The sequence below is a fragment of the Peptoniphilus mikwangii genome (assembly GCF_000468535.1).
GTDB lineage: Bacteria > Bacillota > Clostridia > Tissierellales > Peptoniphilaceae > Anaerosphaera > Anaerosphaera mikwangii.
The window spans coordinates 791167-815258 of the sequence record NZ_AUQY01000002.1 but is presented as its reverse complement, the minus strand read 5'-3'; the positions used below and the strand labels follow the sequence as shown (position 1 = coordinate 815258).

22 protein-coding genes and 1 riboswitch are annotated in these 24092 nt (G+C 31.3%); of the genes, 16 read left to right on the top strand and 6 right to left on the bottom strand.

Annotated elements, in window-relative coordinates; all coding sequences use genetic code 11:
• Positions 1–107: 107 nt before the first annotated feature.
• Entirely contained in the window at positions 108–1469 is a 1362-nt protein-coding gene (gene mgtE / locus M915_RS04300; protein WP_036729656.1) for a magnesium transporter, read from the top strand.
• A 9-nt stretch (positions 1470–1478) separates the two neighbouring features.
• On the top strand, positions 1479–2012 hold the full coding sequence (locus tag M915_RS04295) for a HutD family protein (RefSeq protein WP_036729653.1): 534 nt from the start codon (positions 1479–1481) through the stop codon (positions 2010–2012).
• A 35-nt stretch (positions 2013–2047) separates the two neighbouring features.
• Here M915_RS04295 and M915_RS04290 read toward each other — a convergent pair whose 3' ends face one another.
• On the bottom strand, positions 2048–2719 hold the full coding sequence (locus M915_RS04290) for a DUF1287 domain-containing protein (protein WP_051259790.1): 672 nt from the start codon (positions 2717–2719) through the stop codon (positions 2048–2050).
• Between the two features lie 164 nt (positions 2720–2883).
• Here M915_RS04290 and rpsF point away from each other — a divergent pair, with 164 nt between their 5' ends.
• The 5 genes from rpsF to M915_RS04265 all read left to right on the top strand — a co-directional run bounded on the left by rpsF (position 2884) and on the right by M915_RS04265 (position 9068).
• Positions 2884–3168: a 30S ribosomal protein S6 gene (gene rpsF / locus M915_RS04285; protein ID WP_036729650.1), complete on the top strand. Its 285-nt coding sequence runs from the start codon at positions 2884–2886 to the stop codon at positions 3166–3168.
• 8 nt (positions 3169–3176) lie between these two features.
• Positions 3177–3689, top strand: coding sequence for a single-stranded DNA-binding protein (locus M915_RS04280; RefSeq protein WP_036729647.1), 513 nt, complete (start codon positions 3177–3179; stop codon positions 3687–3689).
• 12 nt (positions 3690–3701) lie between these two features.
• Positions 3702–3926 carry a 30S ribosomal protein S18 gene (gene rpsR, locus M915_RS04275; protein ID WP_009221815.1) on the top strand — a complete coding sequence of 75 codons (225 nt, stop codon included), beginning with the start codon at positions 3702–3704 and terminating at the stop codon, positions 3924–3926.
• A gap of 315 nt (positions 3927–4241) precedes the next feature.
• Positions 4242–4412 (top strand): DUF362 domain-containing protein, encoded by a 171-nt coding sequence (locus M915_RS04270; RefSeq protein WP_009221816.1) that lies wholly within the window; start codon positions 4242–4244, stop codon positions 4410–4412.
• 447 nt (positions 4413–4859) lie between these two features.
• A complete protein-coding gene (locus M915_RS04265) occupies positions 4860–9068 on the top strand; it encodes a 2-hydroxyacyl-CoA dehydratase (RefSeq protein WP_036729644.1) in 4209 nt (1402 codons plus the stop codon).
• A gap of 17 nt (positions 9069–9085) precedes the next feature.
• Here the strand turns inward: M915_RS04265 and M915_RS04260 are convergent, their stop codons facing one another.
• The 3 genes from M915_RS04260 to M915_RS07295 are packed head-to-tail and all read right to left on the bottom strand — an operon-like array spanning position 9086 to position 11233.
• Positions 9086–9676 carry a TetR/AcrR family transcriptional regulator gene (locus M915_RS04260; RefSeq protein ID WP_036729642.1) on the bottom strand — a complete coding sequence of 197 codons (591 nt, stop codon included), beginning with the start codon at positions 9674–9676 and terminating at the stop codon, positions 9086–9088.
• Positions 9677–9698: 22 nt separating this feature from the next.
• Positions 9699–10613: a copper amine oxidase N-terminal domain-containing protein gene (locus M915_RS04255; protein WP_036729639.1), complete on the bottom strand. Its 915-nt coding sequence runs from the start codon at positions 10611–10613 to the stop codon at positions 9699–9701.
• Between the two features lie 26 nt (positions 10614–10639).
• Positions 10640–11233 (bottom strand): hypothetical protein, encoded by a 594-nt coding sequence (locus tag M915_RS07295; protein WP_051259789.1) that lies wholly within the window; start codon positions 11231–11233, stop codon positions 10640–10642.
• Positions 11234–11402: 169 nt separating this feature from the next.
• Here M915_RS07295 and M915_RS04245 point away from each other — a divergent pair, with 169 nt between their 5' ends.
• Genes M915_RS04245 through M915_RS04235 form a run of 3 tightly spaced genes read left to right on the top strand, consistent with a single transcriptional unit; the run spans position 11403 to position 14921 of the window.
• Positions 11403–12725, top strand: coding sequence for a CCA tRNA nucleotidyltransferase (locus tag M915_RS04245; protein ID WP_036729636.1), 1323 nt, complete (start codon positions 11403–11405; stop codon positions 12723–12725).
• Positions 12726–12727: 2 nt separating this feature from the next.
• Positions 12728–14071, top strand: a complete 1344-nt coding sequence (gene glmM, locus M915_RS04240; protein ID WP_036729634.1) for a phosphoglucosamine mutase — start codon at positions 12728–12730, stop codon at positions 14069–14071.
• Between the two features lie 10 nt (positions 14072–14081).
• Positions 14082–14921, top strand: coding sequence for a DegV family protein (locus M915_RS04235; protein ID WP_036729631.1), 840 nt, complete (start codon positions 14082–14084; stop codon positions 14919–14921).
• A 92-nt stretch (positions 14922–15013) separates the two neighbouring features.
• Here the strand turns inward: M915_RS04235 and M915_RS04230 are convergent, their stop codons facing one another.
• Entirely contained in the window at positions 15014–16279 is a 1266-nt protein-coding gene (locus M915_RS04230) for a bifunctional folylpolyglutamate synthase/dihydrofolate synthase (RefSeq protein WP_036729628.1), read from the bottom strand.
• Positions 16280–16352: 73 nt separating this feature from the next.
• Positions 16353–16439, top strand: a riboswitch (THF riboswitch).
• Positions 16440–16486: 47 nt separating this feature from the next.
• Here M915_RS04230 and M915_RS04225 point away from each other — a divergent pair.
• The 4 genes from M915_RS04225 (at position 16487) to M915_RS07415 (ending at position 18357) form a co-directional block, all read left to right on the top strand.
• The gene (locus M915_RS04225; RefSeq protein WP_036729626.1) at positions 16487–16993 is read left to right on the top strand and encodes a folate family ECF transporter S component; all 507 of its coding nucleotides are present in this window, start codon (positions 16487–16489) and stop codon (positions 16991–16993) included.
• A 71-nt stretch (positions 16994–17064) separates the two neighbouring features.
• Positions 17065–17253, top strand: coding sequence for a hypothetical protein (locus M915_RS04220; RefSeq protein WP_036729623.1), 189 nt, complete (start codon positions 17065–17067; stop codon positions 17251–17253).
• A 241-nt stretch (positions 17254–17494) separates the two neighbouring features.
• Complete coding sequence (locus M915_RS04215) at positions 17495–18064, top strand: DJ-1/PfpI family protein (RefSeq protein WP_036729620.1); 570 nt, start codon at positions 17495–17497, stop codon at positions 18062–18064.
• Between the two features lie 116 nt (positions 18065–18180).
• Positions 18181–18357: a DNA methylase gene (locus M915_RS07415; RefSeq protein ID WP_081689739.1), complete on the top strand. Its 177-nt coding sequence runs from the start codon at positions 18181–18183 to the stop codon at positions 18355–18357.
• Between the two features lie 35 nt (positions 18358–18392).
• Here the strand turns inward: M915_RS07415 and M915_RS04210 are convergent, their stop codons facing one another.
• Positions 18393–19115 carry a YaaA family protein gene (locus M915_RS04210; protein ID WP_081689738.1) on the bottom strand — a complete coding sequence of 241 codons (723 nt, stop codon included), beginning with the start codon at positions 19113–19115 and terminating at the stop codon, positions 18393–18395.
• Positions 19116–19241: 126 nt separating this feature from the next.
• On the opposite strand from M915_RS04210, the gene uvrB reads away from it, so the two are divergent.
• Both uvrB and uvrA read left to right on the top strand, forming a co-directional pair.
• Positions 19242–21224: an excinuclease ABC subunit UvrB gene (gene uvrB, locus M915_RS04205; protein ID WP_036729614.1), complete on the top strand. Its 1983-nt coding sequence runs from the start codon at positions 19242–19244 to the stop codon at positions 21222–21224.
• Between the two features lie 10 nt (positions 21225–21234).
• Entirely contained in the window at positions 21235–24054 is a 2820-nt protein-coding gene (gene uvrA / locus M915_RS04200; protein ID WP_036729611.1) for an excinuclease ABC subunit UvrA, read from the top strand.
• Positions 24055–24092 lie beyond the last annotated feature (38 nt).

Genomic DNA, 24092 nt, shown 5'->3' with positions numbered 1-24092 from the left:
AAGTTTTAGCTTTAAATAATTTGAATGTAGGAAAACATAAAATTTATTTTGAAGCAGCATTTTAAAATGTATACCTTTTGTGATAAGATATCATAAGAGGTGATTTTGTGGACTATCAAGAATATAAAGAGTATGAAGATTATTTTAGAAAGCTTATAGAAGAAAAGCAGCTAAAGGAATTAAAGAGTTGTATTACGGAGCTTAACGTTGTTGATATAGCTGAGATAATTGAAGACTTGGACGATAAAGATATGCTCTTGATATTTCGTATGCTACCTAAGGAAATCAGCGCAGAAGTATTTTCACATATGGAAAGATATAATCAGGTAAGAATTGTAAACTCAATTACAGAACCTGAACTTAATTCAATTGTAGATGAGCTTTACTTTGACGATATGATTGACCTTCTTGAGGAGGTACCGGCAAATGTTGTTACTAAGGTACTTGCAAATGCTCCTGTAAATGAGAGGAAATTAATAAATGAGTTTTTGCGTTATCCGGAGGATTCAGCAGGCTCTATTATGACAATAGAGTATGTTGTTTTTAAACCTGATATGAGTGTAAGGGATGCAATGAGCCATATAAAAGAGATTGGCATGGATAAGGAAACTATTTATACCTGTTATGTTGAAAATGAATATAAGATGCTGATCGGATTTGTATCGCTTAGAACTCTTGTAATATCTGATGAAGATAAAAAAATTAGTGATATAATGATTGATGATGTTGTATGTGTAAATACACTTGATGACAGAGAAGATGTTGCCGATAAGTTTAAGAAGTATGGATTTATTGCTCTACCTGTAGTTGATGGTGAATATAGGCTTTGTGGAATTATAACATTTGATGATATAATGGATGTTGTAGAAGAAGAAGCTACAGAGGACTTTCACAGAATGGCTGCCATAAATCCGTCTGAACATGCGTATCTTGATCAGTCTACTTGGGAACTTGCAAAAAATAGAATTCCATGGCTACTTGTACTTATGATTTCTGCTACATTGACTTCAGGAATTATCGAAAATTATAATTATATTATTGCACAGTTTTTAATCCTTACCGCTTTTATACCTATGATTACAGATACAGGAGGAAATTCCGGTTCGCAGTCTTCGACAGTAATAATAAGAGCACTTGCTACAGGAGAGATAAATTTATCGGATGCTTTCAAGGTAGTTTTTAAGGAAATAAGTGTTGCACTTATTTGTGGCGGAATCTTAAGCTTTGTAAATTTTATGAGGATGATTTTTATTTCTAAAGTAGATTTTGGAATTTCACTTTTAGTTTCGCTCACTATGCTCGTAACAGTTGTACTGTCAAAATTTTTGGGAGCGGCACTTCCGATGCTTGCTAAGAAGATAAACATTGACCCTGCAATTATGGCGTCTGCTGTTATTACTACTATAATTGACTCTGTTGTACTTATAATTTATTTTAATTTGGCAGTTAGATTATTACCTATTATTTAGAGGTGTTTTATGAAAAAAATATTAAAAGAAGAATTTAAAACTACGAATTGGTCGGGAGGAACTACTTCACAATTGTTTATAAGTCCGGAAGATGCCGATGTATCAAAAAAAGATTTTGATTTTAGAATATCATCTGCAACTTGTGATTTAGATGAGAGTATATTTACTCCATATAATGATTATATGCGATATATAACTCCGCTTGATGGAAATTTAAAGCTTATAAATAATGGTGCGGATATAAATATTGAACCTTATGAAATTTATTATTTTGATGGATCGGACAGTGTAGCCGGATATAGTAAAGTTAGAGATTTTAACCTTATTATAAAAAAAGGCATTGATGGAAAAATGTATAGTATAGATGTGAAAAATGAAGTCGAAATAGTGGGCACATCTGAAGTTACAATAGTTTTCAACTATGATGGAAATTTATTTGCTGAGGGAGATAAATTCAGTGAGTTTAGTGCAATTTCTTTAGATAATGGTGAAAAAGTAAATGTTAGCGGAAGCGGAAGAATTTTAATTTGTGAAGTAAAATAGAATCGTAAAAAATGGACATGGGGAATGTCCATTTTTTAGTTATAAGGTTTTAAAATTTCAGGATTTATTTTGCTTGAATCAAACCTATAATGTCCCGAAATTTTTCCAAAGTCTAAATTATCATTTTCTCTTTCGCTTTGGCCTGCATTGTGAATTAGATAAGCTCTGCCGTCTTTATTTTTGATATCTGAAACGATACCTATATGTTGCGGTTTGTCAAGATATGTTATTATGTCCCCAGGATTAAATGCATCGTAATCATTTATGTCGGTTGTTAAAGATACGGCATATTTTTTAAAAAATTTATCCAAGTTGGGTACTCTTCTAAAATCAATATTGGGATCGGGTTTTTCTATGTGATAGTATGATTTATCTCTTGATATATCGGCATCTATCATATCTTTTAAATTATACCCGGCTTCTTTAAATGCTCTCCATACAAGGTCTGTACATACTCCCTTATTATCAGGTGGATATCCGCCGTCTACATAAGAACCGTCATATTCCGGATGGTTTACGGCATCTTTTTTTGCTCCAATCAAAATATCACTATAATCATCTATTCCATTTTTATTATAGTCAATTGTACTTTTGATATAATTTTTTTCTAAAATTTTTTGCTTTGCTGTTTCATTGTTGTATGTATTTGGATTTTTATTGCATGCTACTGTAATTGCAAGTATAAAAATTATAAGAAGTCTTTTCATAAATATCTCCTTTTTGTTATGTAACATAATAGATTATATCAGAAAATTTCTAAAAAGTAATTTTTAGTTGACGTATTTTGAGGTTTAATATATAATATTTTAGATTCATATTGAATCCTTGCTCATGTTTAAATGAGCCGATAGTCCACAGGGAGGTGAATAAAATGAACAAATATGAAGCAATAGTTATGTTCTACCCAGATGTAGAGGAAGAAAAAAGAGTTTCAAGCTTTGAAAGACTTAAGGGTATTATTGAAGAAAATGGAACTGTTTCTAACGTTGATGAATGGGGAATGAGAAAGTTAGCTTATGAAATTGAATACTATAAGGAAGCTTATTACTATCTTGTAGAATTTGAAGCAGTACCTGAAACTGTAAAAGAATTTGACAGAGTTTCAAAAATTCTTGACTCAGTTATGAGACACATGGTTGTCAGACTTGATAAGTAGGTGATTAAATGAATATTGTATGTTTAACAGGAAGACTTACAAGAGATCCGGAACTTAGATATACTCCAAATGGAGCGGCGGTAGTTAGATTTACTTTGGCGGTTGATAGAAGACTTTCTAAAGAAAAACGCATTGAGGCGGAATCAAATAATCAGCAAACAGCTGATTTTGTAAGTTGCATTGCATGGAATAAAACAGCGGAATTAATTGCTAACTATTTACAAAAAGGCAGAAGAATCGGGGTACAAGGACGTATTCAAACAGGAAGCTATGAGAGAGATGGTCATACAGTTTATACTACTGATGTAATGGTAGATACTATGGAATTTTTAGATACTGTTCAACAGGGGCAACAAATGCAAAGACCGGCGTTTAATCAAGCACCGGCTTCAAATAATCAACCTGTAAATTCAGCTTATTCTAATAATTTCAGCAAGCCTTCTAATAATTTTGGTTCAGTTAGTGAATCGGATGATGTAGATGGATTTTTTCCTATAGACAATGATGACATCCCATTTTAAGGAGGGTAGAATATGCAAAGAAGATTTAGACCAAGAAAAAAAGTTGATCCCTTTGAAAAGGATAAGACTAAAAAAATCGATTATAAAGATATAGCGTTATTAAGAAATTATATAAGTGAAAGAGGAAAGATTCTTCCAAGAAGAATTACAGGGCTTAGTGCTAAGCACCAAAGAGCGATAACAACTGCTATTAAACGTGCAAGACAAGTTGCTTTACTTCCATATAGCGCAGAGTAATTTAAAGTTTTGAGGATTAGATTATTTCTAATCCTTTTTTATTGGAAATTAAAAAATATATAAATTATAAAAATATATATACATTTTTAAGATAGTTATATTGATATTAGCATGACCTAATTTGTTTAAACAGAGTAAATACAAGGATTTTAGAGTTTGAAAAAATTAATGATATATAATATCAAAATTATAAAAAACTACAATAAAAATTTGAAAAAATTATTTGGATATGATAATATATAGTTAATAATTAAGAGATTGTAATTAATTGGGATATAAGATTTCTTAATGGTATAAAATTTAGGGGGTGCTATTATGGCATATCAAATTAACGATAGTTGTATAGCTTGTGGAGCATGCAAGCCTGAATGTCCGGTTGATTGTATTTCTGAAGGAGATATCTATTCAATAAATGCGGATCAATGTATTGATTGTGGTTCTTGTGCAGCAGTTTGCCCAACAGGAGCACCAAATCCGGAAGATTAATTAGATAAAAAAATGAAGCTTTAAGCTTCATTTTTTTATTTATAAGCGCATTTAAGATTTATTTTATATATTTAATAAATAATTATGAAATCTGAAAAAAATTATTTAATGATATAGATGATGAAAATTGTAATATTATAATTTAGATAAATATGAAATTTTTGTTAAAGTGTTTGTATTATAAGAATCGTTTACAATGTTAATTGTGTAAACACTGTTAAAATTTTATATATTTGAATTATTTTTGCAAGAGAATAGTTATAGTGATTGCTTATTCTGTGAGTAGTCACTATTTTTAGATAAAATTTAATAATGTAAAAAAAATAATAAAGCATTTAATACTTTAAAGAAATAAAAATTTCATACAAATATCATATTTTAGTATTATTATGTAATCTAAGATTTAGAATATGTATATGCTTGTGTTGAAAGGAGCATTTCAAAAAAATGAAAATTCACATGGGACTTGATATTGGATCAACAACAGTAAAGCTTGTAATTTTAGATGATGATTACAATATTTTACATTCAACGTATAGAAGACATTTTTCTGATGTGAAAAACACTGTAAGAGATGTAATAAATGAGTGTTATGATAGGTTTAAAGATGATATACTTACAGTTTCAGTTACAGGATCGGGAGGTTTGTCAGTTCACAAATTACTAGGCATAAATTTTATTCAAGAAGTTGTTGCAGGAACTGAGGCGATTCAAAAATATATACCTCAAACTGATGTTGCCATAGAACTTGGCGGAGAAGATTCTAAGATAACATATTTACGTGGAAGTATCGAGCAGAGAATGAATTCAATTTGTGCAGGAGGCACAGGTGCATTCATTGATCAGATGGCAAGCTTGCTTCAAACTGATGCATCCGGTCTTAATGAGCTTGCCGGCAATTATAGTAAATTATATCCGATTGCATCAAGATGCGGAGTTTTTGCAAAAACGGATGTACAGGCTCTTATAAATCAAGGTGCAAGTAAATCCGACATAGCTATATCGGTTTTTCAATCAGTTGTAAACCAAACCATATCAAATCTTGCATGTGGAAGACCTATAAGGGGTAAAGTTGCCTTTTTAGGAGGACCTTTACATTTTTTACCCATGCTCAAGGATAGGTTTGTAAAAACTCTTGAACTTAAAGATGACTGTATAATATCACCGGATAATTCTCAGATATTTGTCGCACTTGGAGCGGCTATTTCAAGTTTTAATGATGATGACATTCCGTTTAAAAAGCTATATTCCAAAGTAAATTCTAATGATGTAATTGAAGAAAAAAGTTCGGTTATTTTAGAGCCCCTCTTTAAAAATGATGAAGAGATTTTGGAGTTTAGGGAAGCTCATAAGACTAGAGATATACCAAGAGCAGAACTGAAAGAATATGAGGGAAAAATGTATCTTGGTATAGATTCGGGATCTACTACTTCAAAACTGATACTTATTTCTGAGAATAATGAAATTTTATATTCTCATTACGGTTCAAATAAAGGAAATCCACTTGAAATAGTTATTGAGCAGTTGAAAAAAATATATGATGAAAAAAATGAAAAATCATATATAGCTTCAGCGGGGTGCACAGGATATGGAGAAGATTTTTTAAAGGCTGCACTTAATTTGGATTTTGGAGAAGTTGAAACTATCGCACATTTTAAAGCTGCGGAATTTTTTGATCCTAATGTCGATTTCATACTGGATATTGGCGGTCAGGATATGAAAAGTATGAAAATTTCAAATGGAATTATTGAATCTATTCTTTTAAATGAAGCATGCTCTTCAGGCTGCGGTTCTTTTCTTGAAACTTTTGCACATACTGTAAATATGACTCCAAGTGAATTTTCAAATGCCGCTTTAAAATCAAGAAGACCTGTTGACCTTGGGAGCAGATGTACAGTATTTATGAATTCAAATGTTAAACAAGCTCAAAAAGAGGGAGCAAGTATTGAGGATATTTCAGCAGGACTTGCATTTTCGGTAGTAAAAAATGCAATTCAAAAAGTAATTAAGGTGAGAGATCCGAAAGAGCTTGGAAATAATATTGTAGTACAAGGCGGTACCTTTTTAAGTGATGCAGTTTTAAGAGCATTTGAAATTATAACCGGGACAAAGGCAACGAGGTCACCTATTGCAGGTCTTATGGGAGCTCTTGGAATGGCTCTTATATCTAAGGAAAAGTCAACCGGGGTTTCAAATATAATAAGTAGTGATGAACTTGATAAATTCACATATAAATCTATATCAACCAACTGTCATCAGTGCACTAATAACTGTAGATTATCCGTAAACATTTTTTCAAACGGTAAGAGATATATAACGGGTAACAGATGTGAAAAAGGAGCAGGAATAATAAAAAGAGATGAAGATGAGCTTCCGAATTTATATAAATATAAATATAATAGATTGTTCAGTTATGAGAGTTTAAGAGAAGACGAGGCATACAGAGGAACGGTAGGTATACCGCGTGTTTTAAATATGTATGAAAATTTCCCGTTTTGGCATACCTTTTTTACAAGCCTCGGATATAGAGTTGTACTTTCGGATAAATCATCAAGAGAAATTTATGAATCCGGAATTGAATCAATACCATCTGAAACTGCATGCTATCCTGCTAAGATAGTTCATGGACATATAGAAAATTTAATTTCAAAGAATGTTAAGATGATATTTTATCCTTCAGTATTTTATGAAGAGAGGGAATATAAAAGTGCAGATAATACTTTAAATTGTCCTGTTGTCGCAGGATATAGTGAGGTAATAAAAAATAATGTAGAGAATTTGAGAGATAGAAATATAAAATTTTTAAATCCGTTTATATCATTTGACAATCGTAAAAAACTTGAAAATAGACTTTCAGAAATTTTTGTAGCAATACCGTTGCATGATATAAAGGAAGCGGTTAAAAGGGCATATAGTGAGTCTGACAGGTACAAGATGGATGTACATGCTGAAGGCATTAGGGCAATGGAAGAAATTAAACTTAAAAATATTAAGGGAATAATTCTTGCCGGAAGACCATATCATATAGATCCTGAAATAAATCATGGAATACCGGAACTAATTAATTCATTGGGACTTGCTGTAATATCGGAAGATAGCATAGCAAATCTTGTGGATGTAGACGGAAGACTTAGGGTACTTGATCAGTGGAATTATCATTCGAGATTATATAGGGCTGCAAAATTTGTCGGAACTCATAAAAATCTTGAAATGATACAATTAAATTCTTTTGGGTGTGGAATAGATGCAGTTACAACGGATCAAGTGAATGAAATTTTAAAAGGATATCATAAAATTTATACCGTATTAAAAATTGATGAAGTAAACAATCTTGGCGCGATAAAGATAAGGATAAGATCATTGCTTGAAGCGACAGAAAAAAGAAAGAATTTTGAAAAACCTATACTCATTGATGAAAAGCCTGTTCTGTATACTAAAGATATGTCAAAAACTCATACTATACTGTTACCTCAAATGGCACCTCTTCACTTTGAAGTTTTTGCATCTGTTATGCAGGCGGAAGGTTATAATGTAGAAGTACTTGAGGATTTAGATTTTCATGTGGTAAATGAGGGGTTAAAGTATGTAAACAATGATGCCTGTTATCCGTCGATTTTTGTAGTAGGTCAGTTTATAGATGCATTGAAGAGCGGCAAGTATGATACAGACAATTTGACACTATTAATATCACAAACAGGGGGAGCATGTCGTGCGTCAAATTATGTGGGATTTATAAGAAAAGCGCTGAATGATGCAGGATATGGGAATATTCCCGTGCTGGCACTTTCTTTTCAGGGAATAGAATCTCATCCAGGTTTTGAAATAGGTAAGAAAAAAGGTATAAGGATTTTACAAAAGTTAATAGTTTCAATGCTCTATGCAGATTTAATTATGAGGCTGACTCAAGCTACAAGACCTTATGAAAAAATTAAAGGCTCGGCAAACCGATTAAGCAGAAAATGGATTAGTATATGTTCTGATCCAAACAACAGCTTTTCTATGAAAGAGTTTGAGAAAAATGTGCATGATATAATTTCTGAGTTTGAAAGTCTTGATGTGAACAATATTAAAAAACCGAAAGTTGGAATAGTCGGAGAGATACTTGTAAAATATTTGCCGGCTGCAAATAATTATATTGTAGATAAACTTGAAGCTGAGGGAGCGGAGGTTGTGATTCCTGATTTAACGGATTTTATAATGTATTCATTCAAAAATGCACAGATTAAGCATGAAGAACTTTCTAAATCGATACTTTCATCAATTTTTTGTAATATGGGGATATGGTTTATTGAAAGATATAGGGAAGTTATAAGAGACAGACTTGCACAATCACGTTTTGATTGTCCCAAGAAAATCGAAGAGATTATGGAATATGCAAGAGAATATGTTGATCTTGGAAATCAATATGGAGAAGGATGGCTTTTGACAGGAGAAATGGTTGAGTTAATTGAGATGGGAGTAGAGAATATAGTATGTGTTCAACCGTTTGGCTGTTTACCTAATCATATAACAGGCAAGGGTGTTATAAAGGCTGTGAGAGAAACATATCCTAATTCAAATATTGTTCCGATAGATTTTGATGCTTCGGCATCAGAAGTAAATCAATTTAACCGAATTAAGTTAATGTTATCTCAAGCAAGAAAAAATATGAACTAATAAAATAAACAGCTCTGTTATTTTACAGAGCTGTTTATTAATTTTACAAACATTAGAATTGCATCATCATATTCGGATTTGTTAAATTCAAATACATTATTTTGAAGAGTAAGCAATAATCCGTTGAATAGAAGCTGGAATAGTTTTAAAAGAGCATCCGAATTCATTTCATGTTTTTTTCGTTCATTTGCCCTTTCAATTTCAATAGAGCTTTTTATTTTTTCGGCTTGTCTTTTTAAAAAGTCTACATACTCATTATATGATTCCTTAGGACCATATTTTATTATATCTTGTTGCCAATGAAAAAGTTCTTTATTGTGTAAGAATATAAGATCCATTATTTTAACAATCCTATTTTCAATGGAAGATTTATTGTACAGAGCTATGTCAACTCTTTTATCATATTTTTTAAGGAGCATTTTAAGTGCAGCTCTGTGTAAGTTTTCTTTATTTCCAAAATGATAGTAAATTGGAGTTCTTGAAATACCGCATATAGCAGCAATTTCATTTATATTTGTTTTAGTATATCCGTTTTTTGAAAATAGATCATAGGCAACTGTCAAAATACTTTCTTTAATTAATTTTACATTTTCAACTGAATTGTTCATGCACATCTCCTTAATAGGTAATCTATATTTTATTTAATAAATTTTTTATAGTTTGGTCTTCAAGCAAGTTTGAAGTTTCATTAAATGATTTTATATCTTTGTCAGGTTCATATATTTTTCCTTCCAATTCAGCTTCCAATGCCTTTTTAATCTCTGCAAGTTTAATTGCAAGTTTAGTTTGAATGCTGATTACTTTTTTGGCGGAGTCGCTATTACCGTCAGATAATGCAGATGTAAATTCATTTACCATGTCTTTAGTAAGTATTGCGGCTTCTTTTAAAAATCTGTCAGAATTTGTAAATTTTTTAGGAGCATTTAAGGAGTTTATTTCTGCTGCTAAATTTTCGATTTCTGATTTTAAACTGTTATACTTAACTGCAATTTCTTGAGGAGTATATTTGCCTGCATCCTCAAAGTAGTATTTTTTAAGTTCGTTAAAATTAGTTTGTAGTTTTGTAGAAAGTGAAGTTATTTTTGAAATATATTCTTTTTCATCTGCTGACAAGTTTTTGTATTTATCAGTTGAAGAAAGCTTTACAATATAATTGTCTTTATCCCAATCTACTGTAACACCGAGATTTTCAGCTATAAATCTTATCGGGACGAAAGTTCTGTCCTTTGTAATTTCCGGCGCAACATCATTTTCTTTTGCAGTTCCATTTACGAGTACTTCTGTTTTGTCAATAGTAAGCACAATAGTTGTCATATTATTTGAAACAGTAACTTCTCTTTTTTCTGCATTCCAATCCACTTTGTAATTTAGTGCTTCAGAGATAAATCTAAGAGGAACTAAGGTACGGCTGTTTTTTATATATGGCATTACATCTGTCTTTATTTCTTTGCCGTCTAATTCTATTTTAATAGGTTTAGCTGCATATACATTTGTACCGATTATTAGAATTAAAATGACAAATAATAGATTTATAAATTTTTTCATAATTTCTCCTTTAATTTTTGTGTAATTTATCTGTTAGAGGAAGTATTATTTTTCACAGTGGGCATATCATTTTTTTGATAAATTGATTCAATGTAATTTAATGTTGCATCGTTTCCGCTTTGAACTTCAATAAATGATTCTGCTCCTCTTACAGGTTCAATTTTTCCGTTTACATTGTCTCTATAAAAAATTATATATTCTCTATTTTGTAGAAGATTTTTCGGAAGTTCTATAACTACACTTGACAGATCACCTTTGTAATCTTCCAAGAAGCTTACATCTGTAGTGTTATCCTGTCCTACTTGAATTCTTACTCTTGAAATATAGTCCGAATTGTCCATTAGATTTTTAAGTACTTCTCTGCTTAACTTTACATTTTGACCTGTGATTTGAGTTTCGTTTTCTACAGGTTCATCTAAAATGTCAGTGTTTTCTGAATCTGCATCTTCTACATTTTTACTTTTTTGTTCATTAGAGACATCGGTATTTTTATCATTTGCAGATTTATTTGTTTGAATTTTTGTTTCCGGCTTTTCCACTTCCGTATTTTTATTTTTGCCGCAACCAATCAGCAAAATACTAAAGCATAAAATAATTATTAATAAAAATTTTTTGTTCATATTGACCTCCTATTTGATTATAATTATAACACATTTATATAAAATGTCTTGTTAAAATAGATTTATTATGTGAAAATTATAGAAAAGTTAATTAAATTATTTAAAAGATTAATAATTGGTTAGAGCAAGATAATGCAGTATGGTATAATTTGGACTATAGGGTGATACTATGCCAACGGAAATTTTAGAAATATTGAATATATTAAATATGAGAGGGCATCTTGGATATATAGTGGGAGGTTCTCTTAGAGATATGCTATTGGATCGAACTCCATTTGATTTTGATATTGCGACTGATGCAAAGCCATATGAGATAGAGGAAATTTTTGAGGATTATTTGTTTTATTCTACTGGTAAGAAGTATGGGACTATAACCATAAAGTATAAAGACTATATTGTAGAACTTACTACTTTTAGAAAAGAAGGCGTTTATGAAAATCACAGATATCCCACAGAAGTATTTTTTACCGAGAATATAGAAGAAGATTTAAAACGTAGAGATTTTACAATAAATGCAATGGCGATGGATGGAAATGGGAATATTATAGATTTATATTCAGGAATCAGTGATATAAAATCAAGAGTAATAAGAACGGTAGGAAATGCAGATGATAGAATTTGTGAAGATGCACTTAGAATTTTAAGAGCAATCAGGTTTGCAGGCACACTTGATTTTAAACTTGATTGTGATTTAAAAGATGCGATTATCAAAAATAGATCTTTGCTGAGTAATATTTCAAAAGAGAGAATAGCATCTGAATTTAATAAGATTTTACTTAGTGAAATGCCGTCAAAATCTCTTAAACTTATGGCGGATACAAAAGTGCTTGATATAATTTATCCTAAACTTTATAATACTGTAGGATATAATCAAAAAACTCCTTATCATAATAAAACGCTTTTTGAACATTTGTTATGTGTTGTAGATAATGTTCCAAAGAATTTTGAACTTAGACTTGCGGCATTATTTCATGATATAGCAAAACCAAGTACACTTAGTGTAGATAAAAATGGAATAGGACATTTTTATGGACATGCGGAACTTGGAGCAAAAATGGCTGAGGAAATTTTAAGAGAAAACAGATATAGCAACAGCACTATAAAAAAAGTATCCACTTTAATTTTGTATCACATGAAGGTTCATGATAATATGACAGATAAAGCTCTGCGTAGGCAGATTAGAAAAGTTGGAGCAGAAAATATATTGGAGCTTTATGAACTTATGATTGCAGATAGATTTTGTACTATGACAAATAGGGATACAAAATTTTTACTTGATAGAAAAAACAGAATTACTGAACTTTTAAAAGAGAGTACATCCAAAGAAAAATTTTTAGCTGTTAATGGTAGAGATATAATGACATTAGGCTTTAAAGAGGGTAAAATAATAGGAGAAATATTGGAATATATAACAGAAGTTGTTTTAGATGATCCAAGTTTAAATAACAGAGAAGAATTAGAAAAAATAATAATAGAAAAATATGGGAGATAAAATTGGGAAAATTATTTGGTACTGATGGAATAAGAGGAGTTGCAAATTTAGAACTCACACCTGAACTTGCATATAATGTAGGAAGAGCTGCAGGATATATCCTTTCTAAGGATACTAAAGGTAAAATATTAGTTGGCAGAGATACGAGACTTTCCGGGAATTTACTTGAGAGTGCACTTATATCGGGGATTATGTCAATAGGTCTTGATGTTGAGCTTGCAGGAGTGATACCGACACCTGCTGTTGCATATCTTACAAGAAAAGGTGATTATTTGGCGGGAGTTGTTATTTCCGCATCACATAATCCGTTTGAATACAATGGAATAAAATTCTTTTCAAGCGAAGGGTATAAGCTCCCTGATGCTGTTGAAAATCAAATAGAAGAGTTAATATTTTCAGATACTAAAATTTACAAGAATGCAACATATGGGGATGTCGGCACAGTAACATACAGTTTAAATTTAAAAAAGGAGTATGAAGATTACCTTGTATCTATTTCAAATGTTGATTTAACGGGTAAAAAAATAGCAATAGATACGGGCAATGGTGCGTTAAGTGAAATAGCAGAGCATGTTTTGAGAAGACTTGGTGCTGAGGTATATGTGATAAATAATACTCCAAACGGAGAGAATATAAATTTAAGCTGCGGTTCAACAAATCCGAACCTTATAAAAGAACTTGTAATACAAACAGGTGCAGATATCGGCATGAGTTTTGATGGAGATGCTGATAGAATTATTGCGGTAGATGAAAAAGGAAATATAGTTGATGGAGATCATATACTTGCAATTTGCGCAACTTATCTTAAAAAAGAAAATAGGCTTTTAAATAATACGGTTGTCGGAACTATAATGGCAAATATTGGATTAAAGAGATATCTTTCAGAAATAGGAGCTGATTTGGTTTATACACAGGTTGGCGATAGATATGTACTTGAGGAAATGCGCAGGGGAAATTTTGTTATAGGTGGAGAACAATCGGGGCACATAATATTTTTAGACTATAATACAACCGGTGACGGACTTGCAACAGGACTTCACATATTGGAAGTTATGGGAAAATTAAACAAGCCTTTATCTGAGTTAAATGAACTTATGACAAGTTACCCTCAGGTTTTAGTAAATGCCAAGGTAAGAAATGATTTAAAAAATAAATATATGGAATTTGAAGACATAAGAGCAAAGGTATATGCAATCGAAAGTGAATTTAAAGGCAAGGGCAGAGTTGTAATAAGGCCTTCCGGAACCGAAAGTTTAGTCAGGGTAATGATTGAAGGAGAAGACGAAGACGTCTTAAAAAAATATGCAGGTGAACTTGCAAAATATATAGAAAATAGATTGAGTTAAAGGAGAAAATATGGATTATAGAATAGTAGTTGATACGGGTTGTGATATAACAGAGGAAATGGAAAGGGAAATGAATATTTTATCTGTTCCGTTTAAGATAACAGTGGACGATGTAGAATTTGTAGATGATGAAAATATAAACTTAGACGAATTTTTAGATTCAATGATTAAAAGCAACAATCCTATAAGAACATCATGTCCATCTCCTTATGACTATTTGGAAAAGCTGAATAAGTGTGAAGAAAAAAATATATTTGTAGTTACGATTTCGTCAAAAGTTTCAGGTTCATATAACAGTGCCGTTATTGCTAAAAATGACTATGTCTCTGAACATCCTGATAAAAATGTTTTTATAGTAGATTCAAAATCTGCAAGTGCCGGTCAGACATCGGTAGTTTTAAAATTGTGGGAAATAATAAATGAGGCCAGTTCATTTGAAGAAAAGACTAAAAAAATAACTACTGAGGTAGATAACAATAAAACATTTTTTATTCTTGAAAGTTTGGACAATCTGATTAAAAATGGAAGAATAAAGAAAACTGCGGGTCTAATTGCAAATATTTTAAATATAAGACCTATAATGACAACCGATGATGGGGACATTTGTCTTTTTGAAATGAACAGAGGATTTAAAAAGAGTTTGTCAAAACTTGCAAATGCAATTGGAAATGTAGCCTCTAATTTGGAGGAGAAAGTTCTTGTAATATCTCATGTAGATGCACTTGAAAAAGCAAAAGACTTAGAAAAAAAAGTGAGAGAGCTATATAAAATTAAAGATGTAATTATAATTCATACAAGAGGATTATCTTCGGGTTACGCAGATAATGGAGGCATAGTAATAGGACTATAAAAAGATATTAAAATTTTTATATTGAAAAATCCCCACATATTGTGGGGATTTTACTTTTGAACGAGAATTATACTTGTATGAAATATTATTTTTTAAATTATAAATTTTCTTATGTCTTTTATTAAATACAGAGAACCGCACCACAGAATCATGTCATCTTCATTTGCAAGAGAAACAGTTTTATCAAATGCAATTTTTCTGTCTTCAAATGCATATACTTCATTCGAGTATTTTGAAACCTCTCTCTTTAAAAACTCAAGTCCTGCAGCTCTTGGATTATCTATTGTGGTCAGTACAACAGAGCTCGCAAGAGGAATTAAATTTTTTAGGATATAGTCTATGTCCTTATCACCAAGTACACTGAATCCTAAAATTAATTTATTATAAGAAAAAGTTTTAAGATTTTCTATAAGTGCATCTATGCTTTCTGCATTGTGACTTCCGTCAAGGACAAAAGTAGGATTTTCCTTAATAACTTCAATTCTTCCTATATTTTTTGCACTTGATATTGATTTTCTTAGATTATCATCTGAAATAGAAAAAAATTTTTTTAAATAGTCAAGGGTCATTATTGCAAGAGAAGCATTATATACTTGATGTTTGCCAAGCAAAGATGTTCTCATATTTTTATGTTCTCTAAATGAGAATTCATTATATTTATCGGTAGAAAAAATATCTTTTACATCATCAAGGCTAAATGTATGAACCGGGGCATTTTTTTCTTTTGCTATTCTAATTAATTCTGTCATAACTTCTTCTTTTTGCGGATAAATAAAAACCGGAACATTATCTTTTATAATTCCACCTTTTTGCCAAGCAATTTCTTTTAAAGTTTTTCCTAAGATATTTATATGGTCTAATGAAATAGAAGTTATAACTGTTGCAATTGGTGTGTCAAAGATATTTGTGGCATCAAATCGTCCGCCCATACCGACTTCCATAACAGCTGTATCTACTTTATTTTCATAGAAATATAAAAATGCAACCGCTACGAAAATTTCAAAAGATGTAGCATAGTATCCTTCGCTGTCTAATTTTAATACTATAGGATAAATAACTTCCATGCACTTTACAAAATCGTTCTCTGAAATATACTCTCCATTAATTTGAATAGTTTCTCTTATGTCATCAATATATGGAGAAATAAATAATCCGCATTTTAAATTTGAGCCGGATAAAGTATTTTGAATATAACTGCATACAGAACCTTTACCGTTAGTGCCCGCAACATGAATTATCTTGATTTTATTTTGAATGGAACCAAGTTCTTCTAAAAGTTTTTTTACATTATCCAAGGTGTAATCACCTTGAGGATCGCCTCTATTTAGCATCCAATCCAAGTAATTTTTGTAATCCATAAAAACCTCTTTTATTTTCAATTATTAAAATTTTTTTGTTGTGTTTAATACACTGCAATTATATAATGATGTTAACAGAGTAGATAAAGAGCGTCAAGTGTTAAGAAATGGGTTGTTGTTCTTAAACGAATTTATATGATTCTTTATCGCGGCCGCTGTATTTTAACGTGCCCTCTACTTTGAATTAATTGAAAGGGGCTTTTTTTAATGAAAAAAAGTAATACGAAAGTTATTGTAAGAGCAGCATTTTTAGTTGCACTGTCAATAGTTTTAACAAGATTTTTGTCAGTTATGGTTACACCGCAATTGAGAGTCGGCATAGGTTCAATGCCTATAATTTTATCAGGTATGTTGTACGGACCTGTTGTTGGTGGAATAGTCGGATTAGTTACAGATGCAATAGGAGTAATGATTAATCCTCAGGGAACCCCTCATTTGGGTTTCACATTAAGCTCAATATTAACAGGACTACTTCCGGGACTTATCTGTATGAAGATGTTGAAAGATAATGACGAAAAATTAAATGTTGCAACTATAGTAAGTTGCGTCATAGTTATGCTAATAGTTCATATAGGTTTAAATACCTACTGGTTATCTCAACTTTTTGGAAAAGCATTTATGGCAATGCTGCCGATTAGAGCACTAAAAGCAATCATAGAAACTGTAATAACAATAATTCTTATAAGGGTATTATATAAAATACTAAAAAAATAAATCTACATATAAATCTACATAATGTAGATTTATTTTTTTATGAGTTAATCAATATATGTGTAATAATTAGTTTGGGTTATATAAAAGAGATAAGACCGTTTTTGAGATGGGAAGGAGAAAAACGACAGCTTTTAAAGTATATAAGTTTATACTATCCGTTTGATGGAAACATTACAAAATATGCAGGAATGCAAGTTATTAAAATGAGACAAATTAACAGTTTAAAATATGCCTATTTCAAGCCGTTCAACGAAATATGATTTATACAGGCCATTGCACAGAGGTCTTTTTTATTGTTCATTTTAAGGTTTATCTTTTATGCACACCCCTATAAAATAAAGTATTGTACTTTTTAATGTTGCCAATGATATGTTTACAGAAAAGAATAATGATGATTGGAAATACAAGAAAGTAGCAACTCAGAATGATTTTGATAGGTTTTAACTACTTATTTAAATGGGTATATAATATTAGAACATTTATAGTCTGGAGGTAGATTAAATGAAAAAAACAGCAGTTTTAATATATGATTCCTTTTGTAACTTTGAGTTTAGTGTAGCTCTTGAGTCATTATCACTAAGTGGGAAACAAATAACTGTATTTTCAAAAACAAAAGAACCTATCCAAAGTGAAGAAGGCTTAATAATGCAGGCTGAAAAAACTATTTATGAATTAAATATCGATGAATTTGATAGTCTACTTTTAACAGGAGCAACAGATATCAGAAACACAATTGAAGATGAAAGCATAATAGAGTTTATTAAAAATTTTGATGGTAAAATTATAGGAGCAATTTCTATCGCACCAATTTTATTATTGAAAGCTGGAATGCTTAATGAAAAATCTTTTATGGCAGGAGTAAATAAGGAAGATTTATTAGAAGAGGGTTTTGATGAAACTGATTTATCTAATATGGTAGGCTGGAATGACAATTTACAAAATCCGGTAGTGGATGGTTATATCATTGATGATAATATAATAACATCTGTGTCTTATAATTTTGTAAAATTTGGTTTAGCATTCAGTAAAATGCTTGGTTTAAACATATCTTCTAAAACATTTGGAATGTAAAACTTCAGGTTTACACTTATAATCATGTAACTTTTAAGCACTTACTATTGGTAGGTGCTTTTTTGATGCCCAAAATTAAGAAGGTGAGATATTGGCAAATAGAATAAAAGGGGCATATGATTCCAATGTCGTTTGAAGTTATGAAAATTTTTGAAAAAGCAGGTTTTAAATTAAAAGAACTTATAATAAAAGAACAACATAATTGTAGAGCGACAGGTTTTTGGAAAACTAATAACATAAAATATAATTTTTTATTGATAGCACATGAATATTTATTTATATTTAAAAAATAAAATTTCTCCTTTACTTAAAGGAGATTTTTATTTTTCTATAAATTTGATTTTACATATACAATTCTGTTTGTATTTGAATATTCTTCCGACAGTCTAAATTCAAGGTAACTGAAATTTTTAAATATTTCTTTTTCAAATGATTTATTTTTAATAATTTCTGCTGCAAGAGCTCCTCTTAATTTTTTTACAGTTGTGGAGTGTGCATGTTTATTTTTTTCAAAGTCTTCAAAAAATTCGATGTCAATAAAATTTGAAATTTCTTTATTTATGAGAGATGAAAATTCATATGATGCAAGATTGTAAATGCTGTAGTCTTTGAAGAAATTATCATAGTAGTTCTCCCAAAAATTTTTCAATGACAAATTATCTATTTTTATCGGCACGTTAAAGTCAAGTCTGTAAGGTGATATAATTTCTTTTGAAAATATTGGGCCGTATAGAGCGGACAGTATTATCAGATTTTTATATGCAAATTCAAAATCTTCATCGGTAAAGTTTTTTAAATTCATATTTTTAAAAGCAATGCCGTTATATGTTTTAAGTGCTATATTTCCGCAAGATGTTTCTATGGAATGAAATCTATTATAGTTTAGCGTTGCAAGCGCAGTGCTTATTTTAAAATATTTTTCGATTTCCTCTATATTAAGTTTTTTTAGTGAATTTAAAATTGTTTTGGTTTCATCTTTTAATGAAATGTTAAAGTCTTTTGAAAGTTCTATCATTTCTTTAGAAGGCGACATAATTATTATATTTTTCATAGTTAGATTATATATTAAAAACAGGCTTAGGTAAATATTGATATATAGATATGCTAAGCTATTTAATTTGGATATTTTATGTTATAATAAACAGTTGTTCGGGTATATTATGAGAAGGTGATATTAATGGAATTTAAAATACATTCAAGCTATGTTCCAACCGGAGATCAGCCACAGGCAATAGATGGTCTTGTAAATGGAATTAATAAAAATTTAAAGCATCAAACTCTACTCGGTGTTACAGGCTCGGGTAAGACTTTTACAATGGCAAATGTTATAGAAAGAGTTCAAAAACCGACTCTTGTTATTGCACATAACAAGACGCTTGCATATCAGCTTGCAAGTGAATTTAAGGAGTTTTTTCCCGACAATGCGGTTGAATATTTTGTGTCCTACTATGATTATTATCAGCCGGAGGCATATGTTCCTCAAACTGATACATTTATAGAAAAGGATTCTTCCATTAATGATGAGATTGATAAGCTAAGGCATTCTGCAACAATGAGCTTGTTTGAAAGGCGAGATGTAATTATTGTTGCATCAGTTTCTTGTATATATGGACTTGGAGATCCGATAGATTATGAAAATCTTGTTGTATCCTTAAGACCGGGAATGGAAAAAGATAGAAATGAAATTATGAAGCGTCTTATAGAGATTCAGTATGTCAGAAATGATCTTAATTTTGTAAGAGGTACATTTAGAGTTCGTGGAGATATACTTGAGATATTTCCATCATGGTCATCTGAAAATTCCATAAGAGTTGAATTTTTTGGAGATGAAATTGATAGGATTTCTGAAATAAATGCACTTACAGGGGAAGTTCTTGGATATAGAAAACATGTTGCAATTTATCCGGCATCTCACTTTGCGACAACGGAGCAAAAGGTTAAGCGAGCCATTGTTACAATTGAAGAAGAGCTGAATGAAAGAGTTAAGGAACTTAAAGATCAGGAAAAGTTACTTGAAGCACAAAGAATTGAACAGAGAACAAGATATGATATAGAAATGCTTTCCGAAATGGGTTTTTGCAGTGGAATAGAAAATTATTCCAGACATCTTTCAGCAAGAGAGGCTGGTTCAAGACCCTATACTTTGATAGATTATTTTCCTAAGGATTTTTTGACTATAATAGATGAATCGCATGCAACTGTTCCTCAGATAAGGGCAATGTATAACGGAGACCGTTCAAGAAAGCAGACGCTTGTGGATTACGGATTCAGACTTCCATCTGCTCTTGATAACAGACCGCTTAAGTTTGAAGAATTTGAAAGCATAATGAATCAGTGTATATATGTATCTGCAACGCCGGGTCCATATGAAAAAGAGCATGAACAGAATAAAGTTGAGCAGATAATTAGACCTACCGGACTTTTGGATCCTGTTATAGAAGTAAGACCTACAAAGTATCAAATAGATGATTTAATAAATGAAATAGAGAATGTAAAAGAACGCGGTGAAAGAGTTTTAATTACAACACTTACTAAAAAAATGGCAGAAGATTTAACTGATCATTTTAAAAAAATAGGTATGAAAGTTACTTATATGCATTCTGATGTTGATACTATTGAAAGGATGGAAATCATTAGAGATTTAAGGTTAGGTAAATATGATGTACTTGTGGGAATAAATCTTTTGAGGGAAGGTTTAGATTTACCGGAGGTATCACTTGTTGCAATACTTGATGCGGATAAAGAAGGGTTTCTTCGTTCGGAAACTTCGCTTATCCAAACTGCAGGACGTGCTGCGAGGAATGTAGACGGTAAAGTAATAATGTATGCTGATTTTGAAACAAAGTCAATGAAATATACTATTGATGAAACAAATAGAAGAAGGTTTATTCAAGATAAATATAATGAGGAAAACGGAATTATTCCAAAATCAGTTGAAAAGGGAATAAGAGAAGTAATAGAAGCTACTGTTGCGGCTGAGGGAGTTGAAAGCTATAGTAGCATTAATGAATTTAGTGATAAAGAAATTTTAGCAATGATAGATGCTCTTAAGAATGAAATGTATAAATCTGCAGAACAGCTTGATTTTGAAAGAGCTGCAGAAATAAGAGATAAAATAACTGAGCTTAGAGCTGAAATGGAAAAGATGAAAGATAATTGAGGGTGAAATTTTGTCAGAAGAGAATATTGTAATTAAAGGAGCACATCAGCATAATTTAAAAAATGTTGATTTAACAATTCCAAGAAATAAATTTATAGTTTTTACAGGTCTATCAGGTTCAGGGAAAAGTTCGTTAGCATTTGATACAATTTATGCGGAGGGACAAAGAAGATATGTAGAGAGTTTGTCATCTTATGCAAGACAATTTTTAGGACAAATGGATAAGCCGGAAGTTGATTATATTGAGGGAATGAGTCCGTCAATATCCATAGATCAAAAAACTACAAGTAAAAATCCGCGTTCAACAGTGGGAACCGTAACTGAAATTTATGATTATTTCAGACTTTTATATGCAAGAGTAGGACATCCGTATTGTCCTAAATGCGGTAAAGAAATAAGTTCTTTTACAGTGGATCAAATGGTAGACAGGGCAATGACTCTTGAAGATAGAACCAAAATTCAGGTATTGGCTCCGGTAGTTAGAAGGAGGAAGGGGACTCATAAGAGAACTCTTGAAAATATTAAAAAAGACGGATTTATAAGAGTTATAGTCGATGGAGAAATTAAGGACATATCTGAAGAGGATATAGAACTGGAAAAAAATAAGGTGCATGATATTGAAATAGTTGTAGATAGAATTGTCATAAAAGATGGAGTCGAATCAAGACTTGTGGATTCTATCGAACTTGCACTTGGATTATCTGAAGGTATGGTAAACATTGATGTGGTTGGAGGAGAAAAAATTACATTTTCTTCAAAGCTGGCCTGTCCGGACTGTGGAATTGTAATTGAGGAAATATCTCCGCGTTCATTTTCGTTCAACTCTCCGATAGGAGCTTGTGAGACATGTAAGGGTATAGGATTTTCAAAGGAAGTAGATCCGGAACTTGTGATTCCGAATAGAGAACTTTCAATAGATGAAGGAGCTATAGTTTGTTATTCCGGAGCAGAAGGAACTTACTATACGGAAATGGTTAAACAACTTGCCAAGGAATTTAATTTCAGCACAAGTAAACCGATAAAAGAAGCACCTGAAGAATTTATGAATGCGCTTCTATATGGAACTGAAAGAGAAATAGAATTTGATTTTGATTCACATTTTTCAGGAGCAAAAACATACAGGGGAAATTTTGAAGGAATACTTAAAAATTTAAAAAGAAGATACATGGAAACTTCTTCAGATTTTATAATAGGTAAAATAGAAGAGTTTATGAATGAAGAACCATGTCCGCATTGCCATGGAGCAAGACTTAAAGAGTCATCGTTGTCGGTAAAAGTAAATGGGCTTAATATATTTGAGCTTACGGAACTTTCTGTGTCTGATGCTGTTAAATTTTTTGAAGAATTAAAGCTTACAGAAAAAGAATCCATAATAGCCAATCAAATTTTAAAAGAAATAAAGGCAAGATTATCATTTTTACAAAATGTTGGACTTGAATATCTTACACTTTCAAGAATGGCGGGGACTCTTTCGGGAGGAGAAGCACAGAGAATAAGGCTTGCAACTCAAATTGGCTCACAGCTTGTCGGAGTTATATATGTTTTAGATGAACCGAGTATAGGACTTCATCAACGAGATAACGAAAAACTTTTAAAGGCTCTTAGAAATTTAACTGATATAGGAAATACACTTATAGTTGTCGAACATGATGAGGACACAATGCGAATGGCGGATCAAATTGTAGATATAGGACCTTTGGCGGGAAGAGACGGAGGAAGAATTGTTGCACAGGGAAGTGCCGATGAGATAATGCAAGTTGAAGAATCCATAACAGGGGCATATCTTTCAGGACGTAAGAAAATAGAATTACCTGAGCAAAGACGCCCTTATACCGGAAAAAGTATAAAAATTTATGGAGCAAGAGAAAATAATCTTAAAAATATAAATGTTGAAATTCCGCTTGGTCAGTTTGTTGCAGTAACAGGAGTATCAGGGAGCGGAAAGAGTTCTCTCATAAATGAAATACTATATAAATCACTTACACAAAATTTAAACGGATCAAGAGTTAAGCCGGGTAAGCATACAAAAATTGAAGGAATTGAAAATCTGGATAAAGTTGTAAATATAGATCAGAGTCCAATAGGAAGAACTCCAAGATCTAATCCTGCAACTTACACAGGAGCATTTGATTTAATAAGAGATATATTTACAATGACAAATGAATCGAAGATTAGAGGGTATAAAAAAGGCAGGTTCTCCTTTAATGTTAAAGGCGGAAGATGTGAAGCTTGTAAGGGCGATGGAATAATAAAGGTTGAAATGCATTTTTTACCTGATGTATATGTTCCGTGCGAAGTATGTAAGGGAAAGAGATATAATAGAGAAACGTTACAAGTTAAATATAGGGATAAGAATATTTCAGATATACTTGATATGACTGTTGAAGAGGCACTTGTATATTTTGAAAATCATCCGAGAGTTTTAAGGAAAATTGAAACACTAAGAGATGTCGGATTGTCTTACATTAAATTGGGACAGCCGTCAACACAACTTTCCGGAGGAGAAGCACAGAGAATTAAACTTGCAACGGAACTTTCAAAGAAAGCTACAGGAAGAACAATATATATATTGGATGAGCCTACAACAGGTCTTCATAGTGAAGATATAAGAAAATTATTAAAAGTTTTAAATGAACTTGTGAACAGAGGAAATACCGTAGTTGTGATTGAACATAATCTTGATGTTATAAAGACGGCAGATCATATTATCGATATTGGACCTGAAGGAGGAAATAATGGCGGAACAATAATTGCCACAGGTAGACCTGAGGAGATTGCCGATATAGAAAAATCATATACAGGACAATTTTTAAAGAAAATTCTATTGTAATTAAGGTTTGACTTGAAAAATGATTTATTATAAAATAG

Excerpts from the sequence above, each read along its gene's own strand:
- M915_RS04295 (WP_036729653.1), top strand. The coding sequence starts at position 1,479 with ATGAAAAAAATATTAAAAGAAGAATTTAAAACTACGAATTGGTCGGGA.
- M915_RS04290 (WP_051259790.1), bottom strand. The coding sequence starts at position 2,719 with ATGAAAAGACTTCTTATAATTTTTATACTTGCAATTACAGTAGCATGC.
- rpsF (WP_036729650.1), top strand. The coding sequence starts at position 2,884 with ATGAACAAATATGAAGCAATAGTTATGTTCTACCCAGATGTAGAGGAA.
- M915_RS04280 (WP_036729647.1), top strand. The coding sequence starts at position 3,177 with ATGAATATTGTATGTTTAACAGGAAGACTTACAAGAGATCCGGAACTT.
- rpsR (WP_009221815.1), top strand. The coding sequence starts at position 3,702 with ATGCAAAGAAGATTTAGACCAAGAAAAAAAGTTGATCCCTTTGAAAAG.
- M915_RS04270 (WP_009221816.1), top strand. The coding sequence starts at position 4,242 with ATGGCATATCAAATTAACGATAGTTGTATAGCTTGTGGAGCATGCAAG.
- M915_RS04265 (WP_036729644.1), top strand. The coding sequence starts at position 4,860 with ATGAAAATTCACATGGGACTTGATATTGGATCAACAACAGTAAAGCTT.
- M915_RS04260 (WP_036729642.1), bottom strand. The coding sequence starts at position 9,676 with ATGAACAATTCAGTTGAAAATGTAAAATTAATTAAAGAAAGTATTTTG.
- M915_RS04255 (WP_036729639.1), bottom strand. The coding sequence starts at position 10,613 with ATGAAAAAATTTATAAATCTATTATTTGTCATTTTAATTCTAATAATC.
- M915_RS07295 (WP_051259789.1), bottom strand. The coding sequence starts at position 11,233 with ATGAACAAAAAATTTTTATTAATAATTATTTTATGCTTTAGTATTTTG.
- M915_RS04245 (WP_036729636.1), top strand. The coding sequence starts at position 11,403 with ATGCCAACGGAAATTTTAGAAATATTGAATATATTAAATATGAGAGGG.
- M915_RS04235 (WP_036729631.1), top strand. The coding sequence starts at position 14,082 with ATGGATTATAGAATAGTAGTTGATACGGGTTGTGATATAACAGAGGAA.
- M915_RS04230 (WP_036729628.1), bottom strand. The coding sequence starts at position 16,279 with ATGGATTACAAAAATTACTTGGATTGGATGCTAAATAGAGGCGATCCT.
- M915_RS04225 (WP_036729626.1), top strand. The coding sequence starts at position 16,487 with ATGAAAAAAAGTAATACGAAAGTTATTGTAAGAGCAGCATTTTTAGTT.
- M915_RS04215 (WP_036729620.1), top strand. The coding sequence starts at position 17,495 with ATGAAAAAAACAGCAGTTTTAATATATGATTCCTTTTGTAACTTTGAG.
- M915_RS07415 (WP_081689739.1), top strand. The coding sequence starts at position 18,181 with ATGATTCCAATGTCGTTTGAAGTTATGAAAATTTTTGAAAAAGCAGGT.
- M915_RS04210 (WP_081689738.1), bottom strand. The coding sequence starts at position 19,115 with ATGAAAAATATAATAATTATGTCGCCTTCTAAAGAAATGATAGAACTT.
- uvrB (WP_036729614.1), top strand. The coding sequence starts at position 19,242 with ATGGAATTTAAAATACATTCAAGCTATGTTCCAACCGGAGATCAGCCA.